The sequence below is a fragment of the Vibrio sp. 10N.222.51.C5 genome (assembly GCF_041474575.1).
Taxonomy (GTDB): domain Bacteria; phylum Pseudomonadota; class Gammaproteobacteria; order Enterobacterales; family Vibrionaceae; genus Vibrio; species Vibrio crassostreae_C.
In genome coordinates, this window is sequence record NZ_JBFRUJ010000029.1 from 1 (window position 1) to 21,940 (window position 21,940).

At 44.2% G+C, this 21,940-nt stretch carries 16 protein-coding genes and 1 pseudogene; 14 read left to right on the plus strand and 3 right to left on the minus strand.

Translation table 11 applies throughout. The features are described from left to right. The coding region (locus AB4558_RS09885; protein ID WP_372158765.1) for a cadherin-like domain-containing protein at window positions 1-1,271 on the minus strand (1,271 nt) is incomplete at its 3' end. Window positions 1,272-1,462: 191 nt separating this feature from the next. Between AB4558_RS09885 and AB4558_RS09890 the strand changes: the two genes are divergently transcribed. The 12 genes and pseudogenes from AB4558_RS09890 to AB4558_RS09945 all read left to right on the plus strand — a co-directional run. After that, on the plus strand, window positions 1,463-1,813 hold the full coding sequence (locus AB4558_RS09890) for a hypothetical protein (RefSeq protein WP_372074812.1): 351 nt from the start codon (window positions 1,463-1,465) through the stop codon (window positions 1,811-1,813). A gap of 12 nt (window positions 1,814-1,825) precedes the next feature. Then, complete coding sequence (locus AB4558_RS09895; protein ID WP_017060459.1) at window positions 1,826-3,175, plus strand: HlyD family type I secretion periplasmic adaptor subunit; 1,350 nt, start codon at window positions 1,826-1,828, stop codon at window positions 3,173-3,175. A 3-nt stretch (window positions 3,176-3,178) separates the two neighbouring features. Beyond that, window positions 3,179-5,410: a response regulator gene (locus AB4558_RS09900; RefSeq protein WP_372074810.1), complete on the plus strand. Its 2,232-nt coding sequence runs from the start codon at window positions 3,179-3,181 to the stop codon at window positions 5,408-5,410. Further along, window positions 5,385-6,809, plus strand: coding sequence for a TolC family protein (locus AB4558_RS09905; protein WP_017064679.1), 1,425 nt, complete (start codon window positions 5,385-5,387; stop codon window positions 6,807-6,809). The genes AB4558_RS09900 and AB4558_RS09905 overlap by 26 nt, the downstream gene beginning before the upstream one ends. Continuing rightward, a complete protein-coding gene (locus tag AB4558_RS09910; RefSeq protein WP_017060462.1) occupies window positions 6,799-8,385 on the plus strand; it encodes an ABC transporter transmembrane domain-containing protein in 1,587 nt (528 codons plus the stop codon). The genes AB4558_RS09905 and AB4558_RS09910 overlap by 11 nt, the downstream gene beginning before the upstream one ends. Further along, window positions 8,382-10,520 (plus strand): ATP-binding cassette domain-containing protein, encoded by a 2,139-nt coding sequence (locus AB4558_RS09915; RefSeq protein ID WP_017060463.1) that lies wholly within the window; start codon window positions 8,382-8,384, stop codon window positions 10,518-10,520. Before AB4558_RS09910 ends, AB4558_RS09915 begins: the two co-directional genes overlap by 4 nt. A 108-nt stretch (window positions 10,521-10,628) precedes the next feature. Further along, window positions 10,629-11,003 (plus strand): hypothetical protein, encoded by a 375-nt coding sequence (locus AB4558_RS09920; protein ID WP_017060464.1) that lies wholly within the window; start codon window positions 10,629-10,631, stop codon window positions 11,001-11,003. A 213-nt stretch (window positions 11,004-11,216) separates the two neighbouring features. Then, the gene (locus tag AB4558_RS09925) at window positions 11,217-14,420 is read left to right on the plus strand and encodes a response regulator (protein WP_372074808.1); all 3,204 of its coding nucleotides are present in this window, start codon (window positions 11,217-11,219) and stop codon (window positions 14,418-14,420) included. A 10-nt stretch (window positions 14,421-14,430) separates the two neighbouring features. Then, entirely contained in the window at window positions 14,431-14,907 is a 477-nt protein-coding gene (locus AB4558_RS09930; protein ID WP_017060466.1) for a hypothetical protein, read from the plus strand. Between the two features lies 1 nt (window position 14,908). Next, window positions 14,909-16,000 carry a sulfate ABC transporter permease gene (locus AB4558_RS09935; protein ID WP_229648367.1) on the plus strand — a complete coding sequence of 364 codons (1,092 nt, stop codon included), beginning with the start codon at window positions 14,909-14,911 and terminating at the stop codon, window positions 15,998-16,000. Between the two features lie 145 nt (window positions 16,001-16,145). Continuing rightward, window positions 16,146-16,229, plus strand: coding sequence for a hypothetical protein (locus AB4558_RS09940; RefSeq protein ID WP_371726260.1), 84 nt, complete (start codon window positions 16,146-16,148; stop codon window positions 16,227-16,229). After that, a pseudogene (locus AB4558_RS09945) lies at window positions 16,219-16,431 on the plus strand (gamma-glutamyltransferase); the annotation flags it as partial. The gene AB4558_RS09940 and the pseudogene AB4558_RS09945, both read left to right, overlap by 11 nt. Before the next feature lie 147 nt (window positions 16,432-16,578). Here the strand turns inward: AB4558_RS09945 and AB4558_RS09950 are convergent. Next, window positions 16,579-17,637 carry a HEAT repeat domain-containing protein gene (locus AB4558_RS09950; protein ID WP_017060468.1) on the minus strand — a complete coding sequence of 353 codons (1,059 nt, stop codon included), beginning with the start codon at window positions 17,635-17,637 and terminating at the stop codon, window positions 16,579-16,581. Between the two features lie 87 nt (window positions 17,638-17,724). Further along, complete coding sequence (locus AB4558_RS09955) at window positions 17,725-19,056, minus strand: anaerobic sulfatase maturase (protein ID WP_372074805.1); 1,332 nt, start codon at window positions 19,054-19,056, stop codon at window positions 17,725-17,727. Between the two features lie 137 nt (window positions 19,057-19,193). Between AB4558_RS09955 and AB4558_RS09960 the strand changes: the two genes are divergently transcribed. Continuing rightward, window positions 19,194-19,982 (plus strand): SUMF1/EgtB/PvdO family nonheme iron enzyme, encoded by a 789-nt coding sequence (locus AB4558_RS09960; protein ID WP_017060470.1) that lies wholly within the window; start codon window positions 19,194-19,196, stop codon window positions 19,980-19,982. 165 nt (window positions 19,983-20,147) lie between these two features. Continuing rightward, window positions 20,148-21,830, plus strand: a complete 1,683-nt coding sequence (locus tag AB4558_RS09965) for an alkaline phosphatase family protein (RefSeq protein ID WP_372074803.1) — start codon at window positions 20,148-20,150, stop codon at window positions 21,828-21,830. Window positions 21,831-21,940 lie beyond the last annotated feature (110 nt).

Sequence of the window (21,940 nt, forward strand, 5' to 3'; positions counted from 1 at the left end):
TCGATTGAGTACGCTAGGTCGCCAGACACTGGCGCATCATCAACGGCAGTTACACTCACATCGATGTTTGCTGACACCGTATCGGTTCCGTCAGAGACATCGAAGCCGAAGTTTACGTCGCCATTGAAGTTTTCATTTGGCGCAAAGGTGTATGTACCATTACCGTTGTCGGTAAGGATACCGTCGCCACCATCGTAGGTCACACCTTCAACCGTTAGGTTGTCACCTTCAATGTCTGTCGCACCAGAAAGGAGGTCAGCGTCGGTGAATACAAGAGTTCCGTCTTCCTCGATTTCAAACGTTTTATCTTCAGGAACAGGCGCGTCATTAATCGGGCGTACCGTTAAATCAATTGCGCTGCTAATCGTTTCTTGGCCGTCACTGATGTCGAAAGTAAGGTCAAGTTCACCATTAAAATCAGCTGAAGGAACAACGGTGAAAGTACCATCACCATTGTCTTGAACTGTTGCATCATCACCAACTTGAACGTTAGAAGCAACAAGCTCGTCCCCATCTACATCACTTGCGTATTCGAGTAATTGTTCTTGAGTGAATGTTATGGAGCCATCTTCATCCATGATGTAAGCCAGATCTTGTTCAGCTTCTGGCGCATCATTTTCACTTTCCACTTTGATTTTAAACGTTTCGCTTACCGTTTCAGAATCAAAGTCATCCTCTACTTCGCTAATGGTCTCTTCGTCAGAAGCTTGAACATCAACTGCAAACGTCTCTTCTACTGTTTGTGAATCTAGCTCATCACCAACTTGTTGGTCACCCGACTCTGAAGATGTCGCACTCGGCGCTGCTGAAGTACGCGCAGCTTGGCCTTGTTCTTCATTACCTTCAGCGTCTACACCACCTGTCGCAGCCTCTGCGATATCACCACCTACAGCTTGTGCGCCCGCTCCAGCACCGCCACCACTGCCAGCAGCGTTATCCGAGCCAGCTTCAGAAGCGGCTCCACCAACTACATTGGATTGTGCAGCGTCTGAATCTCCATCACTTTCTGGCGTCTCTTCTTGCACAGCCGCACCAGAAGCAGAGGCATCTTCAGCATTACCTGCACCACTCGGATTTTCGTCTAAAGCCTGGTTAACTTCGTCTGCCGCATCCGCATTTTCAGCACCCGTCGCTATTGTCGACGCAATCGTGTTTTGTTGATTTTGTTGATTCTGCTGTTGGGAGGGCGTACCCGCGTCGTTCGTGTCCGTTTGTTCTACCGCGTCATTTAGATCTTCATTTTGGTTGTTTTGGTTATTTTCGCCTGCCATTACAGCCTCCGTTGCTACTAGCTAACTGATCGTATTTATAGAGGCATTAAAGGACATCATTTTGAAAAACCAATTTTTTTATACAACATTTTTCATAATTTCTTTTTAAAGAGAAAGAATCAAAAAAAATTTGAAAACTGCCTTTAAAGATCCTTAGTTATTGTGATTAAAGCAATTAAGGCAGTGGAGCGATGATAGACATGACGAATTTGTTGCGCTCGGTCGACAACAACCACAAAGGGCTGCAATTGCTATTAGGCGACTTTTACAATGACTTTTCTGACGCAGCCCTAAATATAGAAGCGCTTCATAACGGTAATCATTTTGATGAACTCAATAGTTACTCAAAACGATTGAAGACCATCTTAACGTTGCTTTGCGACCAAGACCTTCCGCCAAAAATGGCCAAATTGGAACACTTGAGTAGACACGAGTTTCCTGCGCCGGAAGATCTAATAGAGGATGTAAAAACTGAATTGCGCAACGTCAATCGACAAATCAACCACTTGTTGGATATTAAGGAAGTAATAGATGGCAAGTAACCGAGGTCAGTCATGAGCAATAACCAAATAGAACATCACCTCAGAAAAGCACTCGTTTCCAATAACGAGGCTTCTAAGGTCACAGCTGATGACACTATTGTGCTTGCTAGTGCCATGACCAGCGTTCACAAAACGTTGCTCATTATATTCTTGCTCGCTTTGGTCGCTATTGCGGTGGCGTCACAAGCACGTATCGATATTGTTGTTTCTGTACGTGGCGAACTGCTATTGGAATCGGATGTTGAGAAAGTTCAGCATTTAGAAGGCGGGATATTAGAAGAATTGTTAGTCAGAAAAGGGGAAGTCGTTTATGAGGGCCAACCTATCGCTCGAATACGCTCACTTGACCGTAACACTCAACTTGATACCGTCAATACTGAAATTATTCAGATAGAGCTCGATAAGATTCGTTATGAAAGCTTACGCGACATGATAGAGCCTAACTTCGACGCTTTCATTGAGAAATACCCTGAGCAAGTTCAGGTCAACATGAATACCTGGAGACAAGAATTCTCTAAAAACCGTTCAAATGAAGAACTCATTACACACGATATTAAGCACAAGAACTCGTTGATCAGTTCAATGTTAAAGCGTCGCAAAAGTTCAGAGAATCAACTCTCTCTGATACGTAAGCAGCTCAACATCAAAAACACCCTCTATAAAGAAGAGATGGCGTCTTATGTCGACGTTCTTAACATGAAAGTACAAGAGTCGAATATGGTGCGTGAGATTGAGAACCTTGACGAATCTGTGATGAATGAGCGTTTCCAACTCGACAAACTGGAAAAGCAACACCGTGACTTGGTTGAGAATCGAAACTCTGAGTACCAAGCACAAATCATTCAAGCGAACAAAGACCTCAAGCTAAAGCGAATCTTACAACCGCAGCATTCCGACAAGGTTGATCGCCTAGTCGTCTACTCGCCAGTCGATGGTGTGGTCGATAAACTTCACTTCAATTTCCGTTCTGCTGTGATTCCGCCAGGAGAAAGTATCGCCGATATTGCCCCAATAAATAATTCGTTACACGGTGAAGCGAAGATCCCACGTAAAGACATGGGATTTGTCGAAATTGGTCAGGCAGTGAAAGTAAAAATGGATACCTATAACTTTGCAAAATACGGGTTTGTTGAGGGAACCATCGCCTCAATCAGCCGTTCATCATACGAAGAAGAAGACGCTGAATTCTATTTAGCTGAGATTGAAATTGACCGAAACTTTCTTGAACGAGGAGGCACTCAATACAAGTTATCACCTTACATGGAGTTTACCGCTGATGTGAAAACAGGCTCGCGTCGCGTGATCGAATACGCTGCGAAACCGGTGATGTCAGCCATCGAGGATGCTTTCGATGAGAGATAATCAATGAGCGGTAAACCTTCGTACAATATTTCCATACCCGCCCTACGTCTAAGCATACTATTTAGCGTGGTATTGGCTGCGCTCGCTTTCTATTTATACTTTTCTTGGTCAAAAATAGATTCAGTCGCACAAGTGCAAAGCGCCCCACTGCTCATACAAGCCCAGAAGCTTAATCAGACCATAGAACAAGATATTCAAACTCTGCAACAGTGTTTAAGTACCAACACTTGCGGCACTAACGAATTCAACCTGGTTAACTTGAAGCTTGAAATTAATGAATTTCGCTCTTTAGCCTCGTTGAACAAAACCGAGTTCAGCTTGGTTGGGGCAACTGAATACACACAACTGGAATTGGCGATTAATCGTTTCTCCGATAGCGCAAAAACACGTAACGACGTATTAGGCTTGTACCTTTCATTGACCAATAACTATCTGCAGATGGACGACAACTATCGCACCATGTTTAACAACCATGCAAATGACTTAATGTCAGAAAAAAACGAGTTCTTTATCTGGTTGTTTATGGTGGTCGTGATATTGGCTGTGATTACGATTCTATCCAACTCAGTTGCTATGTTGAAGCTAAAGAAATCCAGTTCTAACGAACGCGAAATCGACTATGAATTCGATGCCCTGTATCAAGAGCTGAAGCAGCTAGATTTACAACGTCTTGAAGAGCTTCTTAATGAAGTTAGCATCAACCCCAAGCAGCGTCAGATTTACTCTTATCTCAAACTTATTTTCAGTAAATTAGAAGACCAAAAGCGCAATAACGATCTCTACAAACAGTTGTATGCGCTGATCGGTTATGAGATTCGCGGAATTACAAACACCATCAACGGTGGTGTCCAATATCTGGTTCAAGAAACCGATGAAAACGGCGTGTTGATGGCGAACGATATTACCTCTGCGTGTAGCACACTATCTGAGTTAGCAGAAAACTATAATCGCTTGATATCACAGGGTACGGAAAGCAAGTCGAAAGAGTTCTCTTTACTGAGCGTGTTATCTGAATTAATGATTCATATCAGTGCCAAAGTACAACGTAATGAAAGCCAACTTGACTGTTTTATCTCTGACAACTTACCGAATCGTGTTGCAGGCCAATCCACCAGCTTATTCTGGATACTGTTCCTTCAACTTTCTAACGCTATTCAACTCAAATCAAATAAGAAACTGTTTGTAACGATTGAATCGGGTGCGGCTTCAGACATGGAAAATACCCGTGTCACCATCAACCTCAACTTCTTATCAACACTGGATGTTTCTGTTGCCAAGCTCAACAAACTCCATTGGAGCGCACACAAAGACCATACAGCCAGCACAGATGACTTAGCGAAAAGCGTTCTGAAGGATTACGGATATTACGAGAGCCACTGGTTCCAGTCAGGGGCTCAGGAACGTTTTCAGATCGAGCTTGATCTTAAGGCTAAGAACTTCCACACAGAGAAAACTCGCTTTGATGGCAAGCGTTTACTCTTGTGTGCTAATACTCAAGTTCGCATCGATGTGATGAAGAAAATGCTCAGTAACTTGGGGCTTGATATCACCGAGATTCGCACTGCAAATGAGCTTTTCTCAGCGGCGAAAACGTTCGGTGATTACGATGCGATAATGTTGACCGATACCTTTGAACCCAACAAGCTGCCGTCGTTGAGCAAGACGGTGAAATCTCAGCTTAAGAACCACCCAAATACCAAGTTACTGTTGTCAGTGACCAACACTCAGCAAGCACAAGAGTGTCATAGCTTCGTCGACAAAATCATCAACGCTCCTGCTATCCCTTACGAGTTCATTCCAAACCTACTCACCATTATGGAAGCGGAAGCATCGGAAGAACAGATGGAAAACAGCTCATTCCTTATCGTAGAGGATGACCGAGTTCAACAAATTTTACTGAAACGAATCTTGACCAAACAAGAATATGAACCAGACATGGTTGGCGATGGCGCCGATGCCGTGAAGCACTTTATGAACAAGCGTTCTGACATCATCTTCATGGATTGCATCATGCCGGGTATGGGTGGCATCGAAGCCACAAAACGCATTCGCCAATTCGAACAAGAAAACGAGAAAAACCCTTGTACCATCATAGGTGCAACCGCATTGACCAGCAGTAACGAACACCAGGCTTGTATTGAGGCCGGAATGGATTACGTAATCAGCAAACCTTATAAAAGCGACCAAATCATCAAGGTGATCAACAAGTATGTGGCGGTACAAAAACTTAACTAGCAGCATCATAGCTGCGCTTACATTAAGCACGACACCTTCAGCATCGGCGACTACCCTGCTTGAGGCGGTAGAACTCGGTCTGCAGAACAGCCTTTCTCTTCGGGCGAGTGATAAAGGGGTCGAAGAGAACGAGTACAACATTGGTATCAGCCGCTCAAAATTTCTTCCTTCCCTCAATGGTGCTGCCGATACCACATGGAATGAAAATGAAACCTTGCTATCAAGTGTGCCTGATGAAACTTCAAGCTATAACTCGAACAGCTACAGCCTTTCCCTTTCTCAATCGATCTTCAATCTGGGCGATATTTTCAAATATGGGACGGCAAAGCTCGACTTCAACATTGAAGAGATTAAACACGAGAACAAAATCCAAAGCACTATTTCAGAAATCGGCTCTCAATACTTTGAGTATTTGAAAAACAACGCACAAATTAAAGCGACCAAGGTAGAGCTTAAGTCGTCTGAGACGCGTGAACATCAGATGCGACGCAATGTGGAACTCGGCAATACAGCCGCCAGTGAGCTTTACGAAGTGATTGCTCAGAAAGAAGGTGTGTCGAATCGATTGAGAACCTTGCAGAAAGACCGTCGCGTCATTCTCAACGGGCTATCGATTCAGATTCAATACCCTATCACTCCGTCTCAAGATATCTACGAAAGTGTGCCTTTAAAAGAGATAAACGAAACCGAACAACGATCAATCATGGATCAAGCGTTAAAGCTCAACAACGACTTGTTAGTGGCTAAGAAAAACGTCGAGAGAAGCCGCAGAAGCTTAAAAGAGAGCGGTTCGAACTTCTTACCGACCGTATCGCTTTCAGCCAGCTATCGACACGATGACGCCAATAACTTCGACAAAACCGACATTACAGCGACAGGCGAAAGTAACTCAACCAGTGTTGGGTTAAACCTAGCAGTTCCTATCTTGTCTGGTGGCTCTGATTACTACGGCTATCAAAAATCATCGACGGCCATCGAACGTACTGAGCTGCTTTACCAAGATTCGCTTTACACCACACGTAACAGTGTGAATACCTCCGTGCTCAACATTAACGATTTCTCGCAGTCTATAAGCAGTTACGAAAACATCATTCGCGCCAACTACGCGTCTTATAAAGGGATCCAAAGAGCCTACCAATTGGGCACGCGTACTATCACCGACTTGCTGGCGGCGGAAAGTAAACTATTCAGCGCCTTAAGAGACTACGAAAGCGCACGATACGACTACATCATCGAGACCATCAAGCTTGAGCAAATTAAGGGAATACTCTCAATTCAATCTATCGAAAGCGTGATGCAATTAATGAGCGATATTGAGGGACGAGACAATCAAGATTTGGTGCCTAAACATCTTCTCTCAACGGAGTCGTTGAGGAAAGGAGGTCGCAATGCAAACTGAGCAGTTTTCGCAAAAGATCAACATGGCAGATAAGTGTTATCTGACTTTCTCAACGATAATATCGACCCTGTTTGGTTTGGTACTGCCCTTCTCCATTCTGATCATTTTTGACCGAGTGTTACCCAACCAAGCACAAGATACTCTGTTCTTATTGTTCGCGATTATCTTGATTTCTATCTTCCTCGACTATCACTTAAAAAATCAGGAAGAGAAGATTTCCTCTGTCATCATGAGGCAGTTTGAGACCAACTTAACCAATAAGGTATTTCAATCCATCTGTTTGGCGGAAATCTCTAAGTTCCGACGTTTGGAGCCAGGCGAATACCTAGAACGAATCTCAACCATTCCTGAATTGAAAACCTTCTTTGGTGGCGAATCGGTTCGAGCGCTTATCAACCTTGCCGTCAGCGTGATCACTATCCTCATCATAGGACTCATCAACATATGGGCTGGCATTACCCTTCTGATTGCCTCTGTCATCTTGGCTATTTTTGCGTGGAGCCTTTCCAAACAAAAGATTGGTAGTTTGCAGAATAAGTCAGACATCGAAGGGTTAACTACCTCCAAAATCATTGAGATCATCTCTAGCCCGCTTGATATCAAAGCTCGAAATATGGAATACCGCGTTGAAAGCCTGATGACACAAATGGTCGAAGAGCGCGAAGTTGAGAACATCAAATATGAGCAGATTGAATCTAACTTCAGCCTAATATTGGCGCTCATCCAACAGCTTTCTATAGCTTGTGTTGTTGTGGTACTGGCAACGGCCGTTATCAATATGGAATCTAGCCAAGGCATCATGGCCGCGATCATCATGCTAACCAACCGTTATTTTGCGCCTTACCAACAAGTGATGCGCACCGCGAGCCGTTGGGAGTTAAACAAACTCCATATTCAGCGTATCGTTGACCTCCTTGAATTGGCCGCCTCTGTTGAACACCAACATGAAACAACAGAAGTAGAACGTATCTCGGTTAAGTATTCTGAAAAGCAGCGTATCGAGTTCGAACTCGGACAAGCCTATTTGCTGACAGGGAAAAGTGGTTCAGGTAAGACCCACCTCGCTAACTGTATTACGCGTCAGAACAGTGATAGCAAACTAGATATCATGATTAACGACACGCCTTTGGATGACGTCAATTACAACGTTTGGCGTAACAGTGTTCTGATGGTTGATAAGACCAGTTCGTTCGTAGAAGGGACGATTATCGATAACCTCACCTGTTTCCGCCCAAGCTTGAATAACACGGCGTTTGCACTGTGTGAAACCATGAACATCAAAGCTCAAATTGATGGGCTTCCTGCCGGTTTTTATACAGAACTCAAAGGCCATATGCGTAACCCATTCTCACGCCAAGTTGGCTACGCCCTATTATTAGTTCGCGCCCTGCTCGCCAGTAAGCGCGTATTGATATTTGATGACATCGACTGTGTGTTTGATGAGGAATTTGCACGAATGGTTCTCACCAGTACGGCTTATCGAGCCAACGACAAAATCTTGATCATCGCCAGTAATAAAATGGACAAGCTTAACCATCGCCTCAAACGCGTAAAACTTACCGGAGGTGACCAATGAGTATCTTAGTCGACTTCAATAATGTACCGCAACGTGTCTTGGATTTTGAATCCAGCGGATACGACGAACGTTACAGTCAATCGCCACTTATCCGCGGTTTGGCCTACACCTTGATAGCACTCGAATGGGAAGGCACACCCGCGATACTCAGCGATGCTTTTATTCCGAAACACAAAGACAGCGACAGCTTTACAGCAACCATAGAGCGTCTTGGGTATCGCTGTGATGTGACCAAATTAAAGACACTCGAGAATATAGATAAACACCCTCAGCCATGCTTTATTGAAATAGAGAATCTAAGTGCGATTTTCTTAGGCACCAAAGATGGAAAGTTGCTGCTGTTTGATTACACGAACAACAACACCATTGAATACCCAATGTGCAAAAAGCCCTGTTTGCTGATTGCGATTAGCGAATATTCTCGTCTGTTCCGCGAGCCACCTCCGGAATCGCAAGACAGAAGCAATTGGATTAAATACGCTTTCTATCGTTATAACAATGAACTTAAAAGCCTGATCATTCTCAGCTTCGTCATCAGTATTCTCGGTGCATTGCAGCCATTCTTTATTATGAGTGTATATAACTTCGCACTGACTTCGAGCTCCGAAGCCACACTCTATTGGCTAACCTTATTCGCCATTATTGTCGGCTTCTCTGAATACTTCTTTAAGAAAATGCGGGTCAACATCATTGCCACTTCCGGTAAAGACCTCGCCGTGCACATCTCGCAAGCCGTTATATCTAAATTGCTTTGGCTACCCTATGCGATGACATCTACTGCTGGGGTCTCTTCTCAGCTAGCACGTTTGAAAGATATCGATACCTTCCGACGCTTGGTGACTGCCGAATCGACGCTCAGCTATTTTGATATGCCGTTTGTGATCGTATTTATCATCGCCATTGCTCTGATGTCTGGTACAGCGGCATTAGTGGTGATGGGTGGTTTAATCCTGATGTTAGTGTTCTGTATTTACTCTCGCTATATCTACTCGCAAGCCACATCCAAAAGTTCGCGCGCCAATGCGATGGTCTCGTATCAATGGAACGAAATCCTTCGTGGTATCAAAACAATCCAAGGCCTGCCTTTACTTCGTGTCGTTCAATCTCGATTCAGTGCATCGCATATGCAAAGCACCAGCGATGCAGAGAACGTTGCCGTGACTAACAGTAAGATTCAGGCCGCTGGTGGCAGTTTGATTCAAGTGATTGGTACAGCAAGTATCGTGACCGCGGTAATCGGCGTGATGGAAGGTACTTCTGATGCGGGTGCCATGCTCGCAACCGTTATTTTGGTTTGGAAAGCGTTAGGCCCAATCATGGGTATCTATAACTCAATTTCCAAGTTCCAATCGATCAAGGCTTCATCAGCACAGATAAACAACCTGATGTCGATGAATGACGACAAATTGACCTTAGAAAAAAGCCCACCTATTCGCCTGTTCCAAGGAAGCATTGTGGGCAGCGGAGTCAGTCACCGATATGCAGGAGCCGCAACGGGTTTAACTAACTTGGGGTTCAAAATCCCACCCAGTGCCAAAGTGGTCATTTGTGGCCCTACGGGCTGCGGTAAAACCACCTTAATTTCAATCATTGCTGGGTTAGAAGACCGCTATCAAGGCGCTGTATCTGTCGATGGTTACAACATTAAACAGTTCAATAGCTACCGTTATCGCACGTCGATTAACTACATCCCTTTCAATTTGCATATTTTTGAAGGCTCACTTGAGACCAACTTCATTTTACACAACGGACTGATTCCAACAGACAAGATGCAAGAGATGATCAGCTTCTTCGAATTAGATGAATGGCTTCCGGAAGGCTTGGCTACTCAGTTAAGCGTGGATAAATGCAAAAGTCTTCCGAATGGAATTCAACAAAAACTGCGTCTGGTACTTGGCCTAGGTAACTGTGAGCAATCTCTGATTATCATTGATGAACCGTTCAACGGTGCAGAGCAAGAAAACGCTCAATACTTTAATCGCCTGTTCTCCGATAAATTGTTGAATAAGACCGTGATTTTTTCGACTAACGACCCTGGTTTGATCGCAACATCAAACATGAGTTTAGTGTTAGAGCCGGATGGAAATTTGAAATATTTTGGCTTAACAGACAAATACTTAAACAGCTTAAGCTAAAACCTCAACGCTTAATCACAATTCGCTATTTAGGGAAATGGATATAATTGACAAATTCATAAGCGGGAGGGATGATTCGCCCCAATACCACAGGTAACAAGGAAGAATATGTACACATTCGTTGCAGACAAGCTTGATGTAGCTTACTTATCCGCAATTCCTGAAAACCACCAACTTCAGGAGTGCGATGTACCTGAAGAAGAGATGGAGCTTCGAGAGATCGTTGAGGTTTGGTATGAGTCTGCCTTCCTACCCGCTTTCAATCTTCAGAAAATAGACATTGAGAACAAAGCAGAGCTCACCATCGTACAAATGCACGTATTCAGCAATGATACGAGCACACTCGCCTTCCTACTAAAAAACAGAGTGTATCGCGCCGCACTTAACAGAATGCTCGGTATTTGGACATTAGAACCCTCTGCAAAAACCGTATTAGAGCAACTTCTTTTCGAATTAAGCCTCGATAACAATCGTCCTCATTAGTAAGCTTTTTAAGTGATTCATCAATAAGCATAAAATTAAACAAACTGCCAAACGCTATAAATTACTAATAAAAGAACGCATTTCAAAATAAGCTCTGGAATCACAAGAACTTATACCTCTCCCACACTTACGTAAAATTTACCGTTTCAAAGTTTCCATATCGGCATTTTTATTCTACTGTTTTTATATAACGACAGTTGGATGGATCCTTATATGGCGATTACGGTTTGGAATAACCTTTCAGTCAAACATAAACTCTTTGGCTTAGTTCTACTTCCCATTTCATTATTACTCTTCCTAGCAGGTAGACAGGCTTATATATTAACGACTCAGTTAACCGATTTTGAACGAACCAATCAGTTATCTGTCTATCTTCAAGATATTTCTATTTTGTATAGAAGTACCTTAGCCTCTAGCCCTGAAGAGTTTGCTACTCAAAGCAACCAAGTAAAGGCAGAACTTAAAAACCTGTCTCCCATCATTTTTTTAGACGCATCTGGTGAAATGAATCAACTTGTTGCCGATTTCAGCGAAGCGACCTTATCGACGATGCAAGTGACTGACACTTACGATAAATTGGATGCCCTCGAATGGCAGAGCGATTTATACAAGCAACTGTTACTTGAAGTAGAGAAAGTCCCTTTTGAAAACACTAAACGTGAAATTCAACAGCACCTCACTGCCCTTCAACAACTTGAGTGGTTGATGTTTTGGTCGAACGAAGAGTTCAAGTTTGGTAGTTCACTGATTGAGATCTTCCAAATCAGCCAAGAGTACGACCCAGAACTCGCCGAACAGATCAAAACCTTGAGTGAAAGACAGCAATTGTTCTTAGAGCGCTTTGTTTCATTGAACGCCAACGAACATCAAGTTTCTTTGATGGTTGAAGTGTTTCGAAATGATGTGTTTGCTCAAAGCCAAGAGATAAGAAGCGCGCTACTCGACCTAAATACAATCAGCCAACTGACGCCACAAGAAGTGTCTGTCGGCTTAGAAGCGATGAGCGCACGGCTCAACTTATTACAAAGCCTTGGCGGCGTAATCAAGCAAGAGTTTCAACAAGAAGTTGAGCAAGCCATCTATGACGCGCAAATACAACGAACCCTGTTTATTTCAATCGTCGCTTTGCTGGCAGCGATTGTTATGGGTTTAACTCTTAGCTTGGCGAGACAAGTCACTAACAACCTTAATTTGGTGTTAGCTTTCTTAAAAAGCGAAAATGATGACACGCGCCCTTCTTTAGATAAATTAATCCAAGGTAAAGATGAACTCAGTCTGTTTGCTCAGCAAGTTGAACGATTGACCATCGAACGAGAGCTCGCGAAAGAGAGATTGACGGTAGCAAAAGAAGACGCAGAGAGAGCCAAAGAGGATGCCGAACACGCGAAAGACCACGCAATACAAGCCAGCAAAGCAAAAAGTAGCTTCTTGGCCAACATGTCTCATGAAATTCGCACCCCGCTCAATGGTGTTATTGGTATTTCGGAAATCCTCGCAGATACGCCGCTTACACCGACACAACGTGACTATGTTGATACGATCGAAACTTCATCCCAACTGCTCCTTAGCTTAATCAACGATATCTTAGACTTCTCTAAAATTGAGTCTGGCATGCTATTAATCAGCCCGCATTCTGCATCGATTAGAGAGTCGATATACGACATCGCCTCTATTGTGGCACCAAAAGCGAAAGAACAAAGAATATCGATTAACGTTGATATCAGCCCAGATACACCAGCACGCGTGATGATAGACGATCACCGTTTAAGACAGATCTTGATGAACTTTATGTCGAATGCGGTGAAGTTTACGGCTGAAGGTGGCGTCACATTATCAATTCAAACGCTCAACAAAGCAGATAACAATGCCACCATTCGATTTGCTGTACGAGACACGGGTATTGGTATCGATTCACTGCAACAAAAACAGATATTTGAACCGTTCGCTCAAGAAGACGATTCAACCACACGCCAATTTGGTGGTACTGGTCTTGGTCTAGCCATCAGTACACAGTTGGTAGAGCTGATGGGTGGTCAAATTCAACTCGACTCCGTCAAAGGTGAAGGAAGCTGTTTCTACTTCGACTTGGTATTGCCTGTTGACTTGATACTGCCAAAACCAAGTACAGCAACGGCTGATATTTATGTGCTGGGTAACGAAAACATGCTCTCCGAGCGAATCGAGTCCGACCTTAACCTTTATGGTTTGAAGGTTACCGATAAAACGAATGATATAACGGCAATTACAGAGCAGCTCTCCACTCAAAAACACACTAAACCTATTACTGTTGTTTTCGCCGAAGATGACGCATTCCTAGCTAATACCCACGCAGATAACTTAGAAAAGCTGCACCAAAACGGCATCACTATCTGTTTGATACGCTCCTTCTTAAGTGAGCCAGCGGATCTTGGTGACAGCGTTACTGCACAAGTCGCACAGCCCCTACTCGGCTTGCGTTTAATTAAAGCTATTGAGCTTTGTGATACACGAGGTTTGGCGGAACTATCAGAAGCAAGCCAGACATCAGTCGAGATCCAACACAAAATCCTCATCGTTGAAGACAACAAGATCAACCAAAAAATTGCTGGTCTTCATGTCGGTAAAAGTGGTTTTGAATTCGAGTTCGCTAATAATGGTCAAGAAGCTGTGGACATGTTCACCGCTAATCCTCATTACGCGGTGATACTCATGGACTGCATGATGCCGGTTATGGATGGCTTTGATGCAACAAGCAACATCCGAAGAATTGAAAAAGAAACAGAAGCGACGCGACGCATCCCTATCATTGCATTGACCGCCAGTGTCATCGATGACGATATTCAGAGGTGTTTCGACGTTGGTATGGATGACTATGTACCAAAACCATTCAAGTTCGAAATGCTTAAAGAGAAAGTACTCACCGCGGTAGAAGCTATGCCACTACCAGCTTCCTATAAAGCTCAACCTAAGAAACAACCTGCAACTGTCACTCCAATTATCAACGGGGCTGCGACCAAACGTACTTTGCCTGAAGAAGCGGAACAAAACGCAATTCCGAGCAAATCAGAGAGAATCTTGCTAGTCGAAGACAACCGCGTCAATCAAAAAGTAGCTTCTATCATGCTGAAGAAGGCCGGATATGCCTTTGAAATTGCAGACAACGGACAAATTGCCGTTGATATGTACCAGAACGACAGTAGCTTCGACATTATTTTGATGGATTGCATGATGCCTGTTATGGACGGTTTCACGGCAACTAAGGAGATTCGAGAACACGAGAAAAACCAAGGCTTAAGCAAAACTCCTATTATCGCGTTAACCGCTAGTGTTATCGATGATGATATTCAAAAGTGCTTTGATTCCGGAATGGATGGATACGTAGCGAAGCCCGTAAGAAAAGAAAAGCTATTCCATCAAATAGAAAGTGCGACTTGTTAGGAGATACCTCATGGATTGGATTAGAACAATAAAAACACTTCCCCGCAGAGTCATGTTGCCAGTCGCGGTAGGGCTATTAGGAAGCTTGCTTTTTCTAAGCCCTGCTCACGCCGCTGAAGATTATGCCATATTTTCTTTAGACTCCGGATTTGAAGAGATATCAATAAACAAAGCGCGAAAGCTCTATAGAGGGAAAACTAAGCACCTCAATGGCAAACGTGTTGAACTGTCTGATTGGCCTGAGAACAGTGCCGAAAGAGAGGACTTTTATCAGCTTTTGCTTGGAAAAAATGCCGCTCAAATGAATGCACACTGGGCTGGTTTATCTTTTTCAGGAAAAGCGCGTTATCCAAGAGAAATCAAAACGGCGTCAACCGACAGCTTAGTCGACTGGCTTGATGACAAACCAAACCGTATTGGTTACTCCCCACTCTCTTCGGTTCCTCAAAATGCCAACGTTCTCTACGTTATAAGTTCGGAGAAATAATATGAAAAGAATAATTACGTCAGTGTTATGTGCCTCAATGGCCTCTCCGGCTTTTGCGAATATCGAACTTACCGATAATTTATCCTTGAGTGGCTTTGGCTCAACGTCTTGGGCAACATCGGATAACGATAATCCATTAATCATCAACCGCGGTTTTACTGATGAGAGCTGTTACGACTGTGATACCACATTTGGTGTTCAACTCGATTACTTCTACAACTCATTCAAAGCTTCCGTGCAAGTTGTCAAGCCACCCCAATATGATTGGAGTGAGCCGCAGCTAGAGTGGGCTTACTTAGGTTATGAATTTAATGACTTTGATGTCAGCATTGGTCGATTACGACTGCCACTGTTCCTTGCCTCTGAGTACTACTATGTAGGCCAAGCCTATATGACCGCGAGGCCACCTACAGAGGTGTATAACAGCGTTCTCGGAATCACAGCTTTCAATGGCATAAAAGTGAGCTGGACTCACGATGTCAGTGACGAAGCTACTCTTTTACTTACTCCGTTTATCGGCATAAAAGATAAAAATGACGTAGATTTCAACTCGACTACAAAACTGGAATTTGAAACCAACCGAATGTTCGGTGCCAATCTTCAATTGAGCGGTGAAAACTATCGTTGGAACTTGTCATTCCTCGACTCCAATTTTGATCAAACCGTTTCTGGCACGATTACAATCCCTGGGACTTCGATAACAGCTCCATTCAGTAGCAAACAAGGCAACCAACACATTCAACTTTGGTCGTTAGGTGTTGAGTATGAATTAGGTCAAGCGGTGCTTGCAAGTGAAGGACAGATCAGTAACATCTCGTCCTCGATGTACGCTAGTTTGGGCTACAGACTAGATTTATTCACTCCATACGTCGTTTACGGAGCAGAGTTTGATTCTCACGAACACCTAACAGGAAACAGCTACCTAATTGGTGTGGATTACGATGTGTTACCTAACGTCTCCATCAATGGCGAAGTGCAATATTTTGAGGCTCGTAAAGCAAACGGTGCCTTTGTTGAGAATTTCAACGCACTTACTGGTTTTGATGACAAAGATGCCGTCCTTTATACGATCATGTTGAGTTTCGTCTTCTAACCCAAATCCTTTTCCAATTACGCCAGACGAGACTGGCGAAGAGTTTATGGTAAGTGCAACGAATCCATATGTAAGCAGCACTGGGTATTCGGTACTCAAGCAAGGAGGTAATGCAGTCGATGCAATGGTGGCGATGCAGATGACAATGTCGGTGGTTGAACCGGATATGACTGGGATTGGCGGCGGTACTTTTGCGCTGTTTTACCAAAAAGACAAAGACCAAGATTGATCGTACCAAACCTTATGACCCAACGGGTTTGCTCGTCGAAAAGAAAACCTACGCCGAAATGTTAGTACCAGAGTTCATGCAGCTCGGTTATCCGGTGCATGTCATTCCAGTCGTCAGTGGCTTGAATGCCATTGAAGTCAAAGATGGCAAGATCTATGGCGCGACCGACAGACGCCGTGCATCAAGCTCTATGGGTGAATAATAAAACGAAATGGGCAAGTAACAGGCTTGCCCTTATTTTGTCTTTAGTTGCTTGAACCTCGTCTAAGCAGTTCATGGATGCGAAAAAGCCAGTCGAACGTGTCGACTGGCTTTTCATTATAGGCTTCGCTAATTACTCATTAGGATATTATGAGCTTGGCGCTACTCGTTTATCTTTCAACTGATCAATAACATAGTCAGGAGCTACTTTACCTAGCTCACCTAAGCAATCATCGGTCTTTTCATTTCCGTAGCGCACATAGATATCGCATACCGCGTATAGCTGCTCTGGAGAACCAGAGATCAAATATGCTTTCTCGAACGATTTAGTCGACTTGTCGATATCCAACTCTTCTTGTAATACCCCATTTAGGTACCAGTAGTAGCTGTTATCTTTCGCTAGCTTCGCAGCCACTTCAATCTCTTTGGCTGCCGCAGTTTTGTCTTCAAGGCGAACCAGAGTCAACGATTTCGAATAATGCAGAGCGGCGTTGTTTGGCACGCTCTCCAAACCACGATCTAATACTTCGACTGCTTGCTTATCTTTGTTCTGAGCTCGAAAATTATCTGCGTAGCTCAACCAAACTTGCGCTTCTTTTGGATGCGTATTGATCAGCTCTAGATAAACCGTTTCCGCCTTATCCCAGTCATTGTGCCAACGAAGCACATCAGCAAACAGTAATTGGTACTTTTCAGATTCTTGCGTTTCCAAGAAGCTAATAAGCTCTATGACTGGTGGTTCAATTTGTGCTTTCTGCTCGTCATCCAATGCATTGAAGTCACGGACTAGGTTTGACGTTGCCGTATGGCGAACCATGGTATCGCTGTCTTTTAGCAAGGGTGAAACTAACGCCCAGCGATGTTCAAGTTGGTAAGGTTCAGAACCGATAACCGCCGCTTCACGAACTTCAGGGTTTTGATCTTTTAAGCCTCTTGCCACCGCCACCAGCGCATTTTGGCTTGGATATGAAGCAAGCTCTTGCAGTGCACCAGTACGATTTTCAACAGATTGATTCTGATCTTGTGCCATGTAAGACAACTGTTGAATGCGGGTTTGAGTGTCCGTCATTTCAAGCACTTGATTGATATTTTGTGCTGGCGCGTCAACCGTTTGTTGAACGCTATTCGCAGCCATCGCAGACGTTGAAATTAATGCGGACGTTGAAATCAATAAAGCAACAGCCGTCGCTAAACTCTTCTTCATCATAGTATTACCTTAAACTGGAGAACTTAGCCTGTCCTTAGACTCGTATCTGATTAAATTTATCTTGGACCTGTTGATCCAAAGAACGAGTTAAAACTTGGTCTCGAACGTAGCTTGTTGCGCCTGTTTTGCTCGATGCGCCATCAATACTGAGTCGCTGAATTTACCATGAGCAACCGGATGCCCCATCGCGCGAGCGATGTACGCCATCGACTTATCGACATGAGAAAAGAACTTATGCCAACCTGCACATAAGTAGTTCAAGCCCGGTTCGCCTGCACGAGTTTTGATAAAGCGGTTCTTAGGGCACTCACCATGACAAGCGAACTTGTAATCACACTGCTGACATTGACTGGTCAGTGTGCGGGATTTAGCAAAACCAAACTTTTGCTGTGGTGCGCTGTACGCCAAATCATCAAGTTTCTCGTGATGAATATTGCCAATTTTGTACTCAGGGTAAACATAGTGGTCGCATGAGAAAACATCGCCATTTAGCTCCATTGCCAAACCCTTTCCGCATATCTCGTTCAAGGTACACAATGGGTTCGGACGCCCAATCCACGTTTCTAAACTTGCTTCAAAATACTGAACAAACACCTTACCGATGTCGTTCTTAGCCCACTCATCAAATACAGAAATAAGGAAATTACCCCAAGCCAAATCCGACACACACCACGATTCCATGATCGAATCTTTATGGCCGGGGATCAGGCGTTTGTCGCCTTGTTTGAGCTGTTCGCTCACTTGGGATGTTTGTGGTGCAACCGTTCGGAACGTTTTCTGTTCAACGATAGGAATAAACTGCATTTGCGGTGACTTCACAACATCACGTAGGAAGCGATAGACCTCAAGTGCATTTTGACTGGTGAGGTTATTCACACAGGTAAGCGTTGCGAACTTCACTTGGTGTTTGTGCAGCAGCTCCACAGCCGCCATCACTTGTTTGAATGTGCCACGGCCAGCTCTGTTAACACGATAGGCATTGTGCAGCATTTCGGGACCATCAATACTCAAACCGATCAGGAAGTTGTTCTTCACAAGAAACTCCGCCCAATCATCATTCAGCAAGGTACCATTGGTTTGTAAATCGTTTGAAATCAATACACCTTCAGGTTGGTACTTTTTCTGTAGCTCAACCACGCGTTCAAAATACGCCAAACCTAGCATTGTCGGTTCACCGCCCTGCCATGAGAAGATAATTTCTGGCGTGTTTTGACCTTCGATGTATTGTCGGATGTAGGTTTCTAACGTCTCATCATCCATTCTTGGAGAACTGCCTTTCTTGTACTCCAACAAATCTTGCTTACTTAGGTAGTAACAATATTTACAGTCAATGTTGCATGCTGCGCCAATCGGCTTAGCCATGACATGCAAGCGCTTAGACGCTTTACCGTTATATTGTGGACCTTGAGTAATATGCATGATTTACCTACCTATTTAAGTATTCTGGACCCATCATAATTCCTATTCGATCAGGTGACATGTTATACCCTTTATAACCAATAGGAATGACCTTAAACGTTAGAATTAGACCCTATTTCGAACATCTGAGGCACGTGATGAAATTTCTTAATTACAAACAGTTAGCAACAATTAGCAGCGTCACCATGACTATCCTTCTGAGTGGCTGTGCAAGCGTGCCTACACACCCCATCGCCCAACAAATTGACCAAGAGATGGTGTTGGTTGAAGGCGGCACATTCACCATGGGGTCGAACGGTCCAGAAGCGACCAAAGCAGAGCGTCCTGCACGTAATGTAACTGTAGATAGTTTCTATATTGCGAAGTTTGAGGTGACTCAAGAATTGTTCGAATCGGTGATGGGTTCATCTCTCAGTTATTTCCAAAACCCACAAGTTCCGGTCAATAACCTTAGTTGGCAGCAAGCAAACTATTTTGTTGAGCAGTTGAATGAATTAACGGGTGAAGAATACCGTCTGCCTACTGAAGCTGAATGGGAATTTGCAGCCAAAGGTGGCAATAAAAGTAAAGGCTATACTTACAGTGGTTCCAATAACTTAGATGATGTTGCGTGGTACTCAGCAAATTCTAAAAATAGCGCACATCCAGTCGGGCTAAAGAAACCAAATGAACTAGGCTTATATGACATGACAGGAAACGTGGGCGAGTTTGTTATCGATGCCTTCGATGACACCTTCTACCGATTCGGTCCAACAGACAACCCTAACAACGCAAAACACAGCGACGTCGGTTTATCACACAAATCGGTTCGCGGTGGCAGCTTTGCTTATGACGAAAATGAATCTGAAAGTTACCGTCGTGACTTCGCAAGCCAATCGATCACTATGTCAGATATGGGGCTGCGTTTAGTTAAGGATGTGAACTAGCTAACGAAGCGAACTAACTAAAGATGCCGAAGGTTATGGTTCACTAATCGTCACCAACAATACTAAAAATACGATTCGCACTGCACACACGTTACAAATCTGGCCAAACGTTGGAAACCTGACCAAACATTAGAACTCAGCGGCAACAGTGAATAAGGAAACTCTATGCAATACACCAAGCTTTCAGGACTAACCCTCGCGTTACTCTGCGCTCTCCCAGCTTCAGCTGAGGAAAAGCCAAATCTAGTCCTTCAAATCACGGTAGATGGCCTGCGCGCAGATCTAATCGAACGATATAAGCACAACTTCGGTGAAGGCGGTTTCCGGTACTTAATGGATGATGGTACCTACTACACCAACGCAAACTACCAACATGGCAACACAGAAACGATCGTGGGCCATGTGTCGCTTGCAACAGGTGCTCCACCGAGCGTACACGGCATGGTAGGTAACGTTTGGTATGACCGTAGCGAAGAACGTTTGGTGTATAACGTAGAAGACGGTAACTACCAAATGCTGACCTCTGGTGCAGGTGTCGATAAAGCAACAGAGATCGACCCAACGCAGAAGACAGCACAAGGCGATGGCCGCTCTCCAGAGCCAATACTCTCCACCACGTTTGGTGACGAACTGACGATTTCCAATAGTGGCAAATCAAAAGTATTCGGTGTATCAGTGAAAGACCGCGGCGCAATCTCATTGGCAGGACACAGTGGTAAAGCCTTCTGGTTCTCCAAAGCACAATCGGAGTTTGTCACCAGTAACTATTACTATGACGAGTATCCAGATTGGGTATCACGCTGGAACGAGAAAGCGATTGCTGCTCAGTATTCCAAACAGAAATGGGAGCTCTCATTACCGCGTGATAAATACACGTTGCAAGAACACGATACCGAACACAAAGTGAAACTCGGTGACTTCCAACGCACCTTCCCTCATCCTTATGGCCCGGCAAGTTACAAGTACTACAGCACAACGCTAACCGTCAGCCCTACTGGTGACGAAATCACGGAAAACTTCGCTAGCACCTTGTTGATGCAAGAGAAGCTTGGCCAAGGCGACGTGACCGATTATCTGTCAGTGAGTTTCTCATCAAATGACTACGTGGTGCACCTTTACGGCCCTGAAAGCCTAGAAACAGAAGACAACCTTATCCGACTTGATAAGACTCTCGCTAAGCTTTTCAAAACCGTGGATAACCAAGTCGGGCTAGAAAACACATTGATTGTGCTGTCTGCCGACCACGGTGTACCTGAATCTTCACCTGCGGCAAATGCGCTTGGTTTCAATCAAGCTCAATACTTCAATAAAGACACACTACTCTCGAGTGGTGTTGAGAAACGATTGAAGGATGAATTTGGTTTAACCAAAGACGCGATTCGCTTGTACGCACAACCTTACATCTATCTGAATCATGATCTGATCGCTGAGAAGAAGCTTGATCTGGCTAAGGTCCAAGAAGCTATTGCGGATGAAATTGCAAAAGTGAAAGGTGTTGCGTTTGCTGTATCAAGTAGTGACATTGCGGCTAACCGAGTACCGGATACGCATGTGATGCAGCTAATTAAAAACAACTACCACCCTGCTCGTTCTGGCGACGTGTACGTAGTATTTGCACCGCGCAGCTACATTAACGACATGGAAGGCCTCCAAATTGCCTCTACACATGGTTCTCCGTGGAAATACGACACTCATGTGCCTGTGATCTTTGCAGGCTACGACGTTGAAGCTAAGAAGGTATCGCGAGCAGTGACGCCATATGACATTGCGCCAACGCTTTCGAACAAACTGGGTATCACCCAACCAAGCGGGTCAATCGGAGAAGTGCTGCAAGAGATCACTGAGTAGACTCAATCTCTAAGGTTTCGTGAGCTAGATTTCGAATCCAGCACCCACTCAATAAAAGAGCCGTTTATCTGTTTCTGACTCACTAGGTCGAAACAAATAAGGTTCATCGC